This is a genomic window from Octadecabacter algicola (genome assembly GCF_021532625.1).
In the GTDB taxonomy this organism is placed as follows: domain Bacteria; phylum Pseudomonadota; class Alphaproteobacteria; order Rhodobacterales; family Rhodobacteraceae; genus Octadecabacter; species Octadecabacter algicola.
In genome coordinates, this window is the sequence record NZ_JAKGAR010000002.1 from 116,474 (window position 1) to 129,796 (window position 13,323).

Sequence of the window (13,323 nt, forward strand, 5' to 3'; positions counted from 1 at the left end):
TCCGACAGTTGGCAAAAAGACCAAAAAGGCTACGCTGAATGGGCGCCTATATCCTCAAACGATTGCTTCTTGTGATCCCAACGTTGCTTGGGATCATGATTGTCAACTTCGTGCTGATTCAGTTCGTGCCCGGTGGCCCGATTGATCAAGTTATTGCGCAGATGGAAGGTGGCGGAGACGTCTTTGAAGGCATTTCCGGCGGCGGATCAGAGCTGCTTGAAAACGAAAGCGGAGATAGCGTCGCATCCCGCGGTTTGCCTCAGGAGTTTCTGGACCAGCTCCAAGTCGAATTCAATTTCGCACGGATCGTTTGCGATGTCGGGTTCACAGGTGAACCTGACCTAAGTGCGGATGAATGCAATCCAGTCCCAATCCCCGCAATCGAACGTTTTTTCCTGATGATGTGGGATTACATGCGGTTCGATTTCGGTGAGAGCTATTTCCGGTCTGTGTCGGTCGTCGGCCTTGTCATGGAAAAGATGCCTGTATCGATCACGCTGGGCCTTTGGTCCACGCTGATTGCATATATGGTTTCGATCCCACTGGGTATTCGTAAGGCTGTTCGCGATGGGTCTTCGTTTGATACGTGGACCTCTGCGGCGATCATTGTTGGTTATGCGATACCGGGGTTTCTGTTCGCCATTCTGCTTATTGTTTTGTTTGCCTCGAACAACTGTTTCAGGCTGCCTTTCGGAATATCGGATTTCTTCCGCGAAAATGTAACGTGGCTTTATAATTCGAACCCGACCTGCATGCGATTGTTCCCACTGCGGGGGCTAACGTCATCGGATTTTGACCAGCTGAGCACGTGGGGGCAGATTAAGGATTACTTCCATCACATCGCACTGCCAGTGTTGGCCTCAACCATTTCAGCGTTTGCTACTTTGACGCTGCTGACCAAGAACAGCTTCTTGGATGAGATCAAGAAGCAGTATGTCATTACGGCCAAAGCCAAAGGCCTGTCAGAGGCGCGCGTTCTCTATGGCCACGTCTTCCGCAACGCGATGTTGATCGTGATCTCGGGCTTTCCGGCGCTGTTCATCGGCGTGTTCTTTGGCGGGTCCCTGATTATCGAAACGCTGTTCTCGCTGGATGGGCTTGGCCGCCTCGGGTTTGAGGCGACGTTGCAACGCGACTATCCGGTGATGTTTGGCACTTTGTTTGCGTTCTCTCTGATGGGGCTGGTCGTCGGGATTATCACCGACATTACCTATGTTCTTATCGATCCGCGCATTGATTTCGAGAGGAGAGGGTGATGACTGATCTCGCTCCGCCACCTCCGCAGAAGCGTTGGTATCATTTGTCGCCGTTGAACCGACGTCGGTGGACAAATTTCAAGCGGAACCGTCGCGCGTTCTGGTCTCTTTGGATTTTCTTGTTCTTGTTCGTGATGTCGCTGTTCGCTGAATTTCTGGCCAATGATAAACCCATTCTAGTGAGCTATCGCGGCGAGTTGCGGATGCCGATTTTCCAGTTCTATAGCGAACGGGATTTCGGCGGCGATTTCCCAACGCAGGCCGAATACAAAGACATAGAAGTTAAATGTCTGATCGAAACGGGTGGGTTGGTTGATTGCTTTGACGAACCAGAAACCCTGATTGAGGCAGCCCAAACCGGCATTGATGATCCTGACTTTGAAAAAGGCTGGTTGATCTGGCCACCCGTTCCTTACAGTTACAATACCATTGTCGACATCCCTGGTGTGGCCCCGTCACCACCCGATGAGAACAACTGGCTGGGGACAGATGATACAAAGCGCGACGTGGTTGCGCGGGTGATCCACGGGTTCCGCCTTTCGATCCTGTTCACGATTATTGTCACGTCATGTGCGTCAGTGATCGGGATCATCGCAGGGGCAGTGCAGGGCTATTTCGGCGGCTGGGTCGATCTGGTGTTTCAACGCCTGTTGGAAATCTGGGGCTCAACGCCATCCCTTTACGTGATCATCATTTTATTTGCGATTTTGGGGCGCTCATTCTGGCTGCTTGTCTTCTTGACGATCTTGTTTGGCTGGCCCGCCTTAGTTGGCGTGGTGCGTGCTGAGTTCTTGCGCGCGCGAAATTTGGAATACGTCCGTGCGGCCAAGGCGTTGGGCGTTCGGGATCGCACGATTATGTTCCGCCATATGCTGCCAAACGCGATGGTGGCGACGCTGACGATGTTGCCGTTCTTGATCACGGGCACAATCGCGACGCTAGCATCTCTCGACTTTCTTGGTTTCGGTCTGCCGTCTTCGGCCCCGTCACTGGGTGAGATGACACTGCAAGCAAAACAAAACCTGCAAGCGCCGTGGCTTGGGCTGACGGCTTTCGTCACCTTTGCGGTGATGCTGTCGCTGCTCGTATTTATCTTTGAGGGCGTGCGTGATGCCTTTGATCCGCGAAAGACATTTTCATGAGCGCCCGTGTCCTAGACGTTCAAAACCTTACCGTTGATTTCCGCCAAGACGGCGAGACCACCCATGCGGTGCGCGGCGTGTCATTCCATGTCGATAAGGGTGAAACGGTCGCGCTGGTTGGTGAGTCCGGTTCGGGTAAATCTGTGTCTGCACTTTCGACTGTGCAGTTGCTTGGTGACAGCGCGACTGTTGGGGGGTCGATCACCTATGATGGCACCCAAATGGTCGGCGCCCCCGAGAAAGACCTGCGCCGTGTGCGCGGAAACGACATCAGTTTCATCTTTCAAGAACCGATGACGTCACTCAACCCGCTGCACACCATCGAAAAACAGCTGCGCGAGTCGATTGAGCTGCACCAAGGATTGCGTGGCGATGCGGTGAGAGTTCGTATCATCGAGCTTTTGACACAAGTAGGTATCCACGAAGCAGAACGACGTTTGGCGTCTTATCCGCATCAATTGTCTGGCGGCCAACGCCAACGTGTCATGATTGCTATGGCGCTGGCCAACGGGCCTGAGATGCTGATTGCGGATGAACCAACGACCGCGCTGGACGTAACAATCCAAGCGCAAATTCTTGAATTGCTGGCAGATCTGAAACGTGACCTTGGCATGTCGATGTTGTTCATCACCCATGACCTGACCATCGTGCGCAAGATTGCGGATCGTGTCTGTGTCATGAAGGACGGCGAGATCGTCGAGCAGGGCGAAACAGCCGAGATTTTTGCTAATCCACAGCACCCCTATACTCGCACGCTTCTTGAAGCCGAAAGCACGGGCCATCCTGATCCGGTCGACCCCACAGCCAAAGTGGTCGCAAAGACGAAGAACCTGAAAATATGGTTCCCTTTGACGTCCGGCTTGTTGCGGCGCACGACGGGTTACGTGAAAGCGGTCAACGATGCGACGCTCGAAGTCCGTGCGGGCGAGACGTTGGGTATTGTTGGTGAATCAGGGTCCGGCAAGACCACGTTGGCCCTTGCGATGATGCGTTTGATTTCATCCGAAGGGCGCATCGCCTTTATGGGGCAAGACCTTCAAGGACTAAAAGAAGGGCAAATGCGTCCGCTCCGATCCGAGATGCAGATCGTTTTTCAGGACCCCTATGGATCACTGTCGCCTCGAATGACGGTCGAACAGATCATTGCGGAAGGGCTGACAATTCACGGCACCGCGCAGGGTAAAAATTCGCGTGAGATGGTTGCTGACATCATGAAAGAAGTCGGCCTCGCGCCAGAATTGATGGATCGCTACCCGCATGAGTTTTCTGGTGGGCAACGCCAACGTATCGCGATCGCGCGCGCCATGATCCTTCGGCCAAAACTTCTGGTCCTTGATGAACCGACCTCGGCACTGGACATGACAGTGCAGGTGCAAATTGTCGAACTGCTACGGAACCTGCAAAAGAAGTATCAACTGGCCTATCTGTTCATCAGCCACGATCTGAAGGTCGTGCGCGCACTTTCACACAAGGTCATCGTGATGAAACGCGGTGACGTTGTTGAGGCAGGGGAGGCCGATGCCATTTTTGACACCCCGCAAACGGACTATACTCGTCAACTGATGAAAGCCGCGTTTGACTAGGCTTCGTAGCTGACGGACACAGACGACAGCCCTTCGATTTCACAGACGCAGGTTTGCCCCCGTTCAATCGGACCGACGCCGGATGGCGTGCCTGTCATAATGATGTCGCCGGCCTCAAGTGTGACAAGACCAGATAGGGTGGCAATGATTTCGGGGACGGACCAAATCATCTGTGACAGATCACCGTTCTGACGCACGTCACCATTGACCAAACAGCGAATGGCGCCAGTCGTCGGATGGCCGACCTCGGATACGGGGTGTACAAGGCCGATGTTGGCGGATTGATCAAAGCCTTTGCCCATATCCCACGGCTTGCCGCGTTTCTTGGCAGCCCCTTGAAGGTCGCGGCGTGTCAGATCGTTGCCAACGGCATAACCGTAAACATGGTGCAGCGCCTCGCCCTCAGTGATATTCGTGCCACCGCGTCCGATCACGACGACCAGTTCCGTCTCATGGTGGAGGTTTTCTGTAGCAAGAGGGTAGGGGACGGTAAGGCCAGACGGCACGTATGCGCTCGCGGGCTTCATAAAGAAGATCGGAGGGTCGGCCTTGGGGTCGCCGCCCATTTCGGTTACGTGTTCGGCATAGTTTTGGCCGACACAGAAAATCCGATGCATTCCGACATAGTGGTCGGGTTTGCTGCTTTTCAGTTTCGGGATGCCGGGTGCTTGTACGTCTAGAACCGCCATGGTGTTTCCTCGGGCTGTTATTCAGGCCCGATCATGAAACACGTGGTGCCACGGGCTTGCAAGCGTGCGCATGCGCGTTCCGCACCATCGCGGGTAAGCCCCATGAAATTAGCGTCAAAGCCGCGGCTGGATTGATTTACGCGCCGCAATGATCCGTCCAGCGTGGACATTTCGTTCAGCGCGACACGCAAAAGCACACGTTCTGCCTGATACCGAGACCCGTAGCGGCCCACGTTCACACCCCAAAGACGACTGCCAGAGGTAGAAATACGGGTGACGATTTCAGGTTCGTTGGGTGTTGGGCTGGCTTGTTGGACAGCGGCAAGAACAACATCGGAGGGCCGCGAAGGAGGCGCTTCGCTGGCTTCGGGTGCTGCTGCCGCGGTTTGGATAACGTCTGCGACGGCGTCTTGGACCGCATCAGCATTCACAGCAACGAGCACTTCAGCGACTTCCGGTACATCAGGCACAGCACGTGCTTGTGGGCGCAAGGATCGTGCAACAAGACCGTTTACGCGGACTGTACGGGCGGTCGTGCCTGGAGCAGGGGTGTCAGCACCCGAGGTTTGCGGACCAACAGGGCGTGGACGGTCAATGCGGGCAGTACTTGGCGCACGGGCAAAGCCCATATCAAGCAATTCAGCAACGCGGGCGTTACGGGCTGCAGTTGAAGACCCGCCAAACATTGTTGCGATGATACGTTCTTGGCCACGTTCTGCGGATGCAACAAGGTTAAAGCCTGCGGCACGTGTGTACCCAGTCTTGATGCCGTCTGCGCCGCGATAGGCGTTCAAAAAACGACGGTTCGTGTTGGCAACTTCGCGCACACCAGCGTCGGTCGTGATGCGGCCAAAGATGTTATAATACTGGGGGTAATCGTAGATGATGTGGCGACCAAGCACGGTCATGTCGCGTGCCGTGGACAAATGACCTGCTTCGGTCAGCCCGTGGGCGTTGCGGAATGTTGTACGGCTCATGCCCATGGCTTGGGCTGTTGCTGTCATACGGCGGGCAAAGGCGGCTTCGTTGCCTTCCAAGGCGATACCGATCGCAGTCGCGGCGTCATTGGCGGACTTAACGCCAGCAGCGCGGATCAAGTAGCGGAATTGGATACGTTGGCCTGTTACTAAACCCAACTTGCTGGGCGGCTCGTTCGCAGCCAAAGGCGTGATTGTCACCATGTCATCAAGACTGATTTCACCGCGCTCAATTGCCTGAAACGCAATATAGAGCGTCATCATCTTGGTCAGGGACGCCGGGTGCAATTGCGTGTCGGCATTACGTGAATGCAAGACCTCACCCGTTCGGGCATCCATTACCATAGCGGCGTATGGCGCGGCTCTACCTGTTGCGGGCGCGAGTGCGGCCAACAGGAGTGTCATCAATAGAAGAATACCCGCCAACGCGGGGTGTTGAATACGACGTTTCACGCCACTGCCTCTTTACTGCCTCGTGAGCCCCAGTTTTGTCGGGGTCTCCTTATTATGGATCAAAGCTAACATAGGGTGGCGGCTCAGAAAACACCTTATTTTCAAAGGCTTTTGGTGTGGCATCCCTGCACAGATCGACCGTAGGGGGCCATATCTAGCGGTGATTTCTGATTTTACCCCCTAGATGCTGAAATATGGCAACAATGGGGCACGTGATAATATTGTTGTGACCGATCGCTTGCAGCGCGGTTCGCAGAAGTACGATGGGCGTAAAAGAAACGTTTAGTGATCAAGTCTGCGAACGCCCCCTTTTCATAGGCCCCATGAAGGCTATATTAAGCGGCTGACATCACACTGAGCCGGCGACTCGGCAAGGGAAACGCAATGCTGCAAGACATCATCATGATGGCCGACAAGAATGAAGACGACGATGGCGACATCGGCGTTAAACTTGAAACGCGCCCAAAAACAAAACGCCCACCTTTGTATAAGGTGATGATTTTGAACGATGATTACACCCCGATGGAATTCGTTGTGCATGTCTTGGAACGTTATTTCGGCATGACCCATGATCAATCCGTAGAGTTGATGCTCACCGTTCACCAAAAAGGATTGGCTGTTGTAGGTGTATTTTCTCACGAGATAGCCGAGACTAAAGTGGCCCTTGTGATGGACCTTGCAGCACGTCACGAACACCCCTTGCAGTGCACAATGGAGAGAGAGTAGGCCGCGCGCCCTCCTAACCCATGAAACACTCAAGATTATTCACCGCGTTGAGCGAAGGCCTGACATTGGACGGGCCGTTACATGTCTTACGTCCACCAATGGGGTATGACCTTGCGGGGCTTCAAAACGTTACCGTCGAGGCGACGTTCTATTCAGACCATCAGTATTGGACCTCAATGGGCCTGATAGGCGATGGCGCTGGGTGTATTGGGACACTGGTTGTTCTTCCGCGCTCAAAGACGCTTGCGCGGCAGATGGTTCAGCGGGCTATCGACACGGGCGGCATAGTAATCGTGGACGGCCAAAAAACTGATGGTGTTGAATCGATCTACAAAGACATTCGCAAAACCAGTGCGATCAATGGCGTTGTGACCAAGGGCCACGGACGACTGTTTTGGTTTGAGGCTGGTCAGGCGCCGAAGTGGGACACTTCCGTAAAATCCCCAGCCGGATATGAAACCGTGGCTGGCGTGTTCTCTGAGGCCAAAATCGATGCGGGGTCCGCGTTATTGGTTCCCCAATTGGACCCTCTCAAGGGTGAGGTTGCCGATTTAGGGGCTGGTTGGGGTTATTTGTCCCGAGAGATTCTGGCCCACGACGGAGTGACGCGGCTTGATATGGTCGAGGCGGAACAAACTGCATTGGATTGTGCGATTGCCAATACCGACGATGCACGCGCCCATGCGGTCTGGGCTGACGCGCTGACCCATAAAGGGTCTTACGATGTTGTTGTGTCGAACCCGCCGTTTCATGCTGGCCGTGCTGGCGATCCGGATTTAGGCCGTGGTTTTATCGCCACGGCGGCGAGGATCCTGAAACCGCGTGGCGTGTTTTATATGGTCGCCAACCGCCACCTCCCTTATGAGGCCGATCTCGATGCAAAATTTGCGCGTGTCGAAGAACTGAACGGATCAGGCGCGTTCAAAACATTCCGTGCGACTCGCCCTCGCCGATAATTCCCGCTAGCGTCGTAGCATCTGCGCGGGCGAATAGGAGCCATCATGTCTTTTTCAATCGACGGTAAAACCGCTATCGTAACGGGGGCCGCCAATGGTGTTGGCCTCGCGATTGGGCGGCATTTTTTGTCTAAGGGTGCGAATGTTATCTTTGCGGATATGGACGAAGAACGCCTAGAGGCAGAGCTTGGGGACGGTAAGGCCGAAACCGAAAGCTATCGAACGTTTGCGTGTGATCTGCGAAAGAAGCTCTCCATCAACAACCTGCTGTCCATGACGATCGATAACTTCGAAAAGGTCGACATCCTTGTGAATGCGTCTCGTCAGATCGTGCCATCCGATCCTCTTGACCCAAAAGAAGACAACGTCGAAACGATGCTGAACCAAAACCTGATGACGTCCCTGCGCCTGACGCAAGCGATATCGAAACGGATGATCAAGCAAGCAAGTGGCGACGAAGAAGACACTGGAAATGTCGGGTCTATCATCAACCTCAGCTCAATCGCGGCGCGCCGGGCCAACCCTGATCTTCTGGGGTATTCGATCGCGACAGCGGCTCTCGATCAGATGACACGCTCGATGGCCGTGGCTTTGGCTCCGCACCGCATTCGGGTGAATGCCGTTGCGTTCGGGTCAGTCATGTCCTCTAGCCTCAAGCACCAGCTGCGCGACAACGAAGAGTATCGCAGCGACATTATCGACAACACGCCGCTCGGCCGTATCGCGGGCCCAGGGGAGGTTTCAGACGCCGTGCAATACCTTGCGTCTGATGCGTCCAGCTTTGTGACAGGTCAGGTGATCACCGTGGACGGTGGCCGAACCTTGATTGATCCGGCCACAGCACCTGCACATTAAAATCGCTTACTCAGGGTGAACCGCGATGCATTGCTGCGTGGTTGCCTGTGCCTGTTGCACAGCGGCTGCACGGCGCTCAGTGAACTGCGCTAGCTTTCTGCGCTCGTTGGCGATGTCGATTGAGACAGGCTCTTGGCGCGTGAAGGTCTCTGTTTCATCACAGCGGTAACGGAACCTCGTGCCGTCCTCGCGCACGTCTTCGCAGGTCCTGCGCAGAACACGTACATCTTCGACTTCAACCAAGGCATAACCTCGTTCGATATTGCCGCGGGTGGTCGCTATGAGGCGGTCTAGTGTGGCTACAGGGCGATTCGCACCGGCGATGCAGCGTTCGCGTGGTGTGCCGCAAGCGGCCAGTACGATGAGAGGGACGAAAACGAGGGTCTTGTAAAACATGGGTCTTCCTTTGGCAGCCAAATGGTCGCGTATGTTTGACAGGGTGTTGGCCTGCACGTTTAGTCAATGCTAGTGGTCATTGATAAGCAATAACAAGGGTGCGGATCATGGGTCTGGGCGACATGGAAACCGAAAAAAATGAAGCGTCTTCATGGTTTAGAACTTTGCGGGATGAGATCGTAAAGGCCTTTGAGAATTTAGAAGACAGCCAAGTCACCGGACCATTGTCTGACCAGCCTGCGGGTCGCTTTGAAGTAAGCGAAACCAAACGCAGTGGCGACAGCGGCGAAGATGCTGGTGGCGGTTTGATGTCAGTGATGCGCGGCGGACGTGTGTTCGAAAAGGTTGGGGTTAATATCTCGACTGTTTATGGCACTTTGGGTGAGCGCGCGCAGGCTGCCATGATGGCCCGCAAGGGACTGGCAGGAATGGCCGATGACCCACGGTTTTGGGCGTCCGGCATTAGCCTTGTGGCCCATATGCAAAACCCACATGCACCTGCGGTGCATATGAATACGCGGATGTTCTGGACGCCCCATGCGTGGTGGTTTGGCGGCGGGTCAGATTTGAACCCATGCCTCGAATACGATGAAGACACAGCGCATTTTCATGCCACACAAAAAGCGTGGCTCGATCCCCACGGAGAGGCGCATTATCCTAAGCTAAAGGCATGGGCGGACGAATATTTCTACATTCCCCATCGTCATCGTGCACGCGGCGTTGGCGGTGTTTTCATGGATGATCACTGCAGCGGTGACTGGGTGGCCGATTTCAAGCTTACTCAGGACTTGGGCAATGCGTTCCTGCCGGCTTATGTTCCGCTCGTTGAAAAACGCAAAGGCACGCAGTGGAATGACGCGGATAAGGATGCGCAGCTGGTGCATCGTGGGCTCTATGCCGAATACAATCTTGTTTATGATCGTGGCACAAAGTTTGGTCTCGAAACTGGCCATGATGCGAATGCAGTGCTGATGAGCCTGCCACCTTTGGCAAAATGGGTCTGACGGAACGACGCTCTTGAGGTCCTTCGACCTCAAGACGCCCCGCCCGCCATCCCGTTAATTGCCGCGGACGGTATCGATCATCAGTTGTACATTCTCAGGGTCTGCATCAGGCGTGATGCCGTGGCCGAGGTTGAAAATATGCGGGCCGTTGCTAAGCGCGTCGACAATACGGCGCGTTTCGCTGACCAGATCATCCCCGCCCGTAACCATATGCGATGATTTCAGGTTTCCTTGAACACAACCGTTGACCTGAACTTTTTCCGCGGCCCAATGGACTGTCACGCCATCATCGAGTGCGATGCAGTCTGCACCAATAGCTGCATGTAGCCCGACGTATTTTTCCCCTGCACCGCGTGGAAAGGCGATGATCGGCGTTGTTGGATGTTTCGCCTTAAGCGCCGCGACGATCTGAGCCATTGGTTTGACCGAATAATTCAGGAAATCAGACCCCTGCAGAGATCCGGCCCAGCTGTCGAAGAGTTTCACCACTTCGGCACCAGCTTTGATCTGTTCAGAAAGATAATCGATTGTCCCTTCGGTGATGCGATCCAAAAGAGCTTCGAAGACGTCTTTGTTCGCATCTTTCAGCGCGTGTGCCGGTCCTTGGTCAGGGGTGCCTTTACCTGCAACCATATAAGTCGCGACCGTCCAAGGCGCGCCCGCAAAACCGATCAAAGTTGTTTCGTCTGGCAGTTCGCGGGACAGGATTTTGACGGTTTCATAGATAGGGGACAGCGTGTCGTGGATCGCGGTCACAGGCTTCAACACGTCAAGTTCTTCAGCGGAGGTGATTGTCGAAAGCCGTGGACCTTCGCCCGTCACAAACCACAAATCTGCGCCTAAAGCCTGTGGCAGCAACAGGATGTCCGCGAACAGGATTGCTGCGTCGAATCCGTAGCGGCGGATTGGTTGCAGGGTCACTTCGGCGGCAAGTTCGGGATTGTAGCACAATGACAGGAAATCGCCGGCCTGAGCACGCGTTGCTTTGTACTCCGGTAGATACCGCCCTGCCTGACGCATCATCCAGATCGGTGGCGTTGGCAGTGTTTCTCCTGCAAGGGCTCGAAGTATGGTTTTTTGCGTGCTCATCTGGGCCTCCTAAAGCTGAATGGAGGTCTGTGGTTTGCGGCTCCGCAAGTCAAGGGATTGTAAGGCCGCTAGGGCGCGGCTAATTGTGCTTTATGGATTATGAATTGCCCTCTGCCGTCGCGCCGCTGAAAATTGGCACCCGTGGATCACCGCTTGCGCTTGCGCAAGCTCACGAGACCAAAAACCGTTTGATGACGGCGTTTGACCTGCCTGACGACGCTTTTGAAATCTGCGTTATCAAGACCACTGGCGATGATCGCATGTTGATTGATGCTGATATTGCGCTCAAGACAATTGGCAATAAGGGGTTGTTCACAAAAGAAATCGAAGAAGCCATGTTGGCCGGACGTATCGATATTGCGGTGCATTCGACTAAAGACATGCCAGTAGAGCAGCCAGACGGGCTGGTGTTGGATGTCTTCCTGCCGCGCGAAGATTCGCGGGATGCATTCGTTTCGATTAAACACGCGGGGATCGCTGAATTGCCGCAGGGCGCTGTTGTCGGCACATCTAGTCTGCGTCGCCGTGCGCAATTGTTGGCCAAACGGCCCGATTTGCAGGTGGTCGAATTTCGCGGCAACGTTCAGACACGTCTTAAGAAACTTGGTGATGGCGTGGCTGACGCGACATTCTTGGCAATGGCTGGGCTGAACCGGATGGACATGGGCGTTCATGCGACATGCGCCATTGACGTTGATGAAATGTTGCCTGCCATTGCCCAAGGTACGATCAGTATTGAACGCCGCGCTGATGATCTGCGGGCGAAGGGCATGTTGGCCGCAATCCATGATGTCGCGGCTGGTCAGCAGATGGCCGCCGAACGGGCATTCTTGGGGGCGCTGGACGGATCTTGTGAAACACCGATTGCAGGGCTGGCTTTGATTGATGGCGATGAAATCTGGCTGCGCGGAGAGATTTTGAAACCTGACGGCAGTCAGGTTTTCACAGGCGAACGACGCGGTGCGATTGCGGATGGTGCGGCTATGGGCAAATCACTGGCGCAGGAATTGTTAGATCAAGCTGGACCAGACTTTTTTGAGGCTGTGTCTGCAGGGTGAGTGAAGCCCGTTTCGCGGGTTTTGTTTTTGCCTGCTGAAGTTTCTTAAGGACCGCTTTGATTGCGAAGGGATCATTTGCCTGTGGCACATGGGAAATTCGGTTTTTGCATTAAGTTTAGCCTACATTTCAACCTTGTCTTGTCGCACCCCTGTCGCAAAAGAAATCTGATCTAGGTTCGTCGCGGTCGTAGAGTTTCGACTCGGCAAGGGGAACTTGAAGCCAAAAAAAATCTATATCGCAGCCCGTTTTACAAAAGCTTCACTGTTCAAAGTTTCATAGTTCACATATTCATGAAGTATGGAATCAGTTATACCCCAACGCCTCTCAACACTTGGTCACCCTCAACGGCTGGCTGTCTTTCGGTTGTTGATGCGCCGTTACCCAGACCGCGTTCCGGCCACCGAGCTGGCTCAAGCGCTTGAGTTGAAGCCAAACACGCTCTCCACCTATGTCAACGCTCTGATGCAGGCCGGATTGGTGAGCCAAGAACGTGTGGGAACATCATTGCGTTACGCGATCGACCTGAATGTAACCCGCGAGACGATCGACTACCTCTTGCACGACTGTTGCAGAGGGCACCCTGAAATTTGCACGCCCAATGCCTATTCCTCGTCTTTCGGAGACAAATTAGAGATCGGCCGGAAATTTAATGTTCTCTTCATTTGCACAGGCAATTCCGCACGTTCCATCTTTGCGGAATCCATCCTGCGCGACATCGCGGGGGATCGTTTTGTGGCTTATTCGTCGGGAACAAGACCGCGCTCGGAGCTGAACCCCTTTGCGCTCGATGTGCTGGCGCAGAATGGGCACGACGTCTCTGTCCTTCGGGCCAAGAATATTTCCGAGTTTCAGGGGCCAGATGCTCCGCAATTCGATTTCGTTTTCACTGTCTGCGATCAGGCCGCCAACGAGGAATGCCCCGCATGGCAAGGCCAGACCATCAGCGCGCATTGGGGGCTCCCTGATCCCGTGAAGGTCGAAGGAACGGACGCCGAAAAGAGCCTCGCATTCCATCAGATCTACGGCGCGCTTCGCAACCGGATGACGGGTTTCACGGCCCTGCCTATTGCGTCGCTCGACCGAATTTCCCTCCAAAAAGCAGTCGATAATATCGGCCAATCCAACACCGAAGGATGAC

The 13,323-nt window shown here is 54.5% G+C and carries 13 protein-coding genes; 9 read left to right on the forward strand and 4 right to left on the reverse strand.

From position 1 onward, the window contains the following. Window positions 1-38: 38 nt before the first annotated feature. From L0666_RS07380 to L0666_RS07390, 3 genes are read left to right on the forward strand one after another with little or no spacing between them, the layout of a single operon-like run. Entirely contained in the window at window positions 39-1,256 is a 1,218-nt protein-coding gene (locus L0666_RS07380) for a microcin C ABC transporter permease YejB (RefSeq protein ID WP_235259811.1), read from the forward strand. Beyond that, window positions 1,256-2,398 (forward strand): ABC transporter permease, encoded by a 1,143-nt coding sequence (locus L0666_RS07385; protein ID WP_235259813.1) that lies wholly within the window; start codon window positions 1,256-1,258, stop codon window positions 2,396-2,398. The genes L0666_RS07380 and L0666_RS07385 overlap by 1 nt, the downstream gene beginning before the upstream one ends. Beyond that, window positions 2,395-3,981, forward strand: coding sequence for an ABC transporter ATP-binding protein (locus L0666_RS07390; protein ID WP_235259815.1), 1,587 nt, complete (start codon window positions 2,395-2,397; stop codon window positions 3,979-3,981). The genes L0666_RS07385 and L0666_RS07390 overlap by 4 nt, the downstream gene beginning before the upstream one ends. On the opposite strand, the gene L0666_RS07395 is transcribed toward L0666_RS07390, so the two are convergent. Next, complete coding sequence (locus L0666_RS07395) at window positions 3,978-4,670, reverse strand: fumarylacetoacetate hydrolase family protein (protein ID WP_235259818.1); 693 nt, start codon at window positions 4,668-4,670, stop codon at window positions 3,978-3,980. The genes L0666_RS07390 and L0666_RS07395 overlap by 4 nt on opposite strands. 17 nt (window positions 4,671-4,687) lie before the next feature. Continuing rightward, the gene (locus L0666_RS07400) at window positions 4,688-6,100 is read right to left on the reverse strand and encodes a D-alanyl-D-alanine carboxypeptidase family protein (RefSeq protein ID WP_418887982.1); all 1,413 of its coding nucleotides are present in this window, start codon (window positions 6,098-6,100) and stop codon (window positions 4,688-4,690) included. A gap of 384 nt (window positions 6,101-6,484) precedes the next feature. On the opposite strand from L0666_RS07400, the gene clpS reads away from it, so the two are divergent. From clpS to L0666_RS07415, 3 genes are read left to right on the forward strand one after another with little or no spacing between them, the layout of a single operon-like run. Then, window positions 6,485-6,826, forward strand: a complete 342-nt coding sequence (clpS, locus tag L0666_RS07405) for an ATP-dependent Clp protease adapter ClpS (protein WP_216037819.1) — start codon at window positions 6,485-6,487, stop codon at window positions 6,824-6,826. Between the two features lie 20 nt (window positions 6,827-6,846). Beyond that, on the forward strand, window positions 6,847-7,782 hold the full coding sequence (locus tag L0666_RS07410) for a class I SAM-dependent methyltransferase (protein WP_235259820.1): 936 nt from the start codon (window positions 6,847-6,849) through the stop codon (window positions 7,780-7,782). A 45-nt stretch (window positions 7,783-7,827) separates the two neighbouring features. Further along, window positions 7,828-8,637, forward strand: a complete 810-nt coding sequence (locus L0666_RS07415) for an SDR family NAD(P)-dependent oxidoreductase (RefSeq protein ID WP_235259822.1) — start codon at window positions 7,828-7,830, stop codon at window positions 8,635-8,637. 6 nt (window positions 8,638-8,643) lie between these two features. Here the strand turns inward: L0666_RS07415 and L0666_RS07420 are convergent, their stop codons facing one another. Then, complete coding sequence (locus L0666_RS07420) at window positions 8,644-9,033, reverse strand: hypothetical protein (protein ID WP_235259824.1); 390 nt, start codon at window positions 9,031-9,033, stop codon at window positions 8,644-8,646. Between the two features lie 107 nt (window positions 9,034-9,140). Here L0666_RS07420 and hemF point away from each other — a divergent pair, with 107 nt between their 5' ends. Then, a complete protein-coding gene (gene hemF, locus L0666_RS07425) occupies window positions 9,141-10,037 on the forward strand; it encodes an oxygen-dependent coproporphyrinogen oxidase (RefSeq protein WP_235259826.1) in 897 nt (298 codons plus the stop codon). Window positions 10,038-10,091: 54 nt separating this feature from the next. On the opposite strand, the gene hemE is transcribed toward hemF, so the two are convergent. Continuing rightward, complete coding sequence (gene hemE / locus L0666_RS07430; protein WP_235259828.1) at window positions 10,092-11,126, reverse strand: uroporphyrinogen decarboxylase; 1,035 nt, start codon at window positions 11,124-11,126, stop codon at window positions 10,092-10,094. A 92-nt stretch (window positions 11,127-11,218) separates the two neighbouring features. On the opposite strand from hemE, the gene hemC reads away from it, so the two are divergent. Both hemC and L0666_RS07440 read left to right on the forward strand, forming a co-directional pair. Then, complete coding sequence (hemC, locus tag L0666_RS07435; RefSeq protein WP_235259830.1) at window positions 11,219-12,184, forward strand: hydroxymethylbilane synthase; 966 nt, start codon at window positions 11,219-11,221, stop codon at window positions 12,182-12,184. Window positions 12,185-12,482: 298 nt separating this feature from the next. Then, window positions 12,483-13,322, forward strand: a complete 840-nt coding sequence (locus L0666_RS07440) for an arsenate reductase/protein-tyrosine-phosphatase family protein (RefSeq protein ID WP_235259832.1) — start codon at window positions 12,483-12,485, stop codon at window positions 13,320-13,322. The last annotated feature ends 1 nt before the right edge of the window (window position 13,323 follow it).

Bases quoted from the DNA above. Each gene is read 5' to 3' on its own strand.
- L0666_RS07380 (WP_235259811.1), top strand. From the start codon at position 39: ATGGGCGCCTATATCCTCAAACGATTGCTTCTTGTGATCCCAACGTTG.
- L0666_RS07385 (WP_235259813.1), top strand. From the start codon at position 1,256: ATGACTGATCTCGCTCCGCCACCTCCGCAGAAGCGTTGGTATCATTTG.
- L0666_RS07390 (WP_235259815.1), top strand. From the start codon at position 2,395: ATGAGCGCCCGTGTCCTAGACGTTCAAAACCTTACCGTTGATTTCCGC.
- L0666_RS07395 (WP_235259818.1), bottom strand. From the start codon at position 4,670: ATGGCGGTTCTAGACGTACAAGCACCCGGCATCCCGAAACTGAAAAGC.
- clpS (WP_216037819.1), top strand. From the start codon at position 6,485: ATGCTGCAAGACATCATCATGATGGCCGACAAGAATGAAGACGACGAT.
- L0666_RS07410 (WP_235259820.1), top strand. From the start codon at position 6,847: ATGAAACACTCAAGATTATTCACCGCGTTGAGCGAAGGCCTGACATTG.
- L0666_RS07415 (WP_235259822.1), top strand. From the start codon at position 7,828: ATGTCTTTTTCAATCGACGGTAAAACCGCTATCGTAACGGGGGCCGCC.
- L0666_RS07420 (WP_235259824.1), bottom strand. From the start codon at position 9,033: ATGTTTTACAAGACCCTCGTTTTCGTCCCTCTCATCGTACTGGCCGCT.
- hemF (WP_235259826.1), top strand. From the start codon at position 9,141: ATGGGTCTGGGCGACATGGAAACCGAAAAAAATGAAGCGTCTTCATGG.
- hemE (WP_235259828.1), bottom strand. From the start codon at position 11,126: ATGAGCACGCAAAAAACCATACTTCGAGCCCTTGCAGGAGAAACACTG.
- hemC (WP_235259830.1), top strand. From the start codon at position 11,219: ATGGATTATGAATTGCCCTCTGCCGTCGCGCCGCTGAAAATTGGCACC.
- L0666_RS07440 (WP_235259832.1), top strand. From the start codon at position 12,483: ATGGAATCAGTTATACCCCAACGCCTCTCAACACTTGGTCACCCTCAA.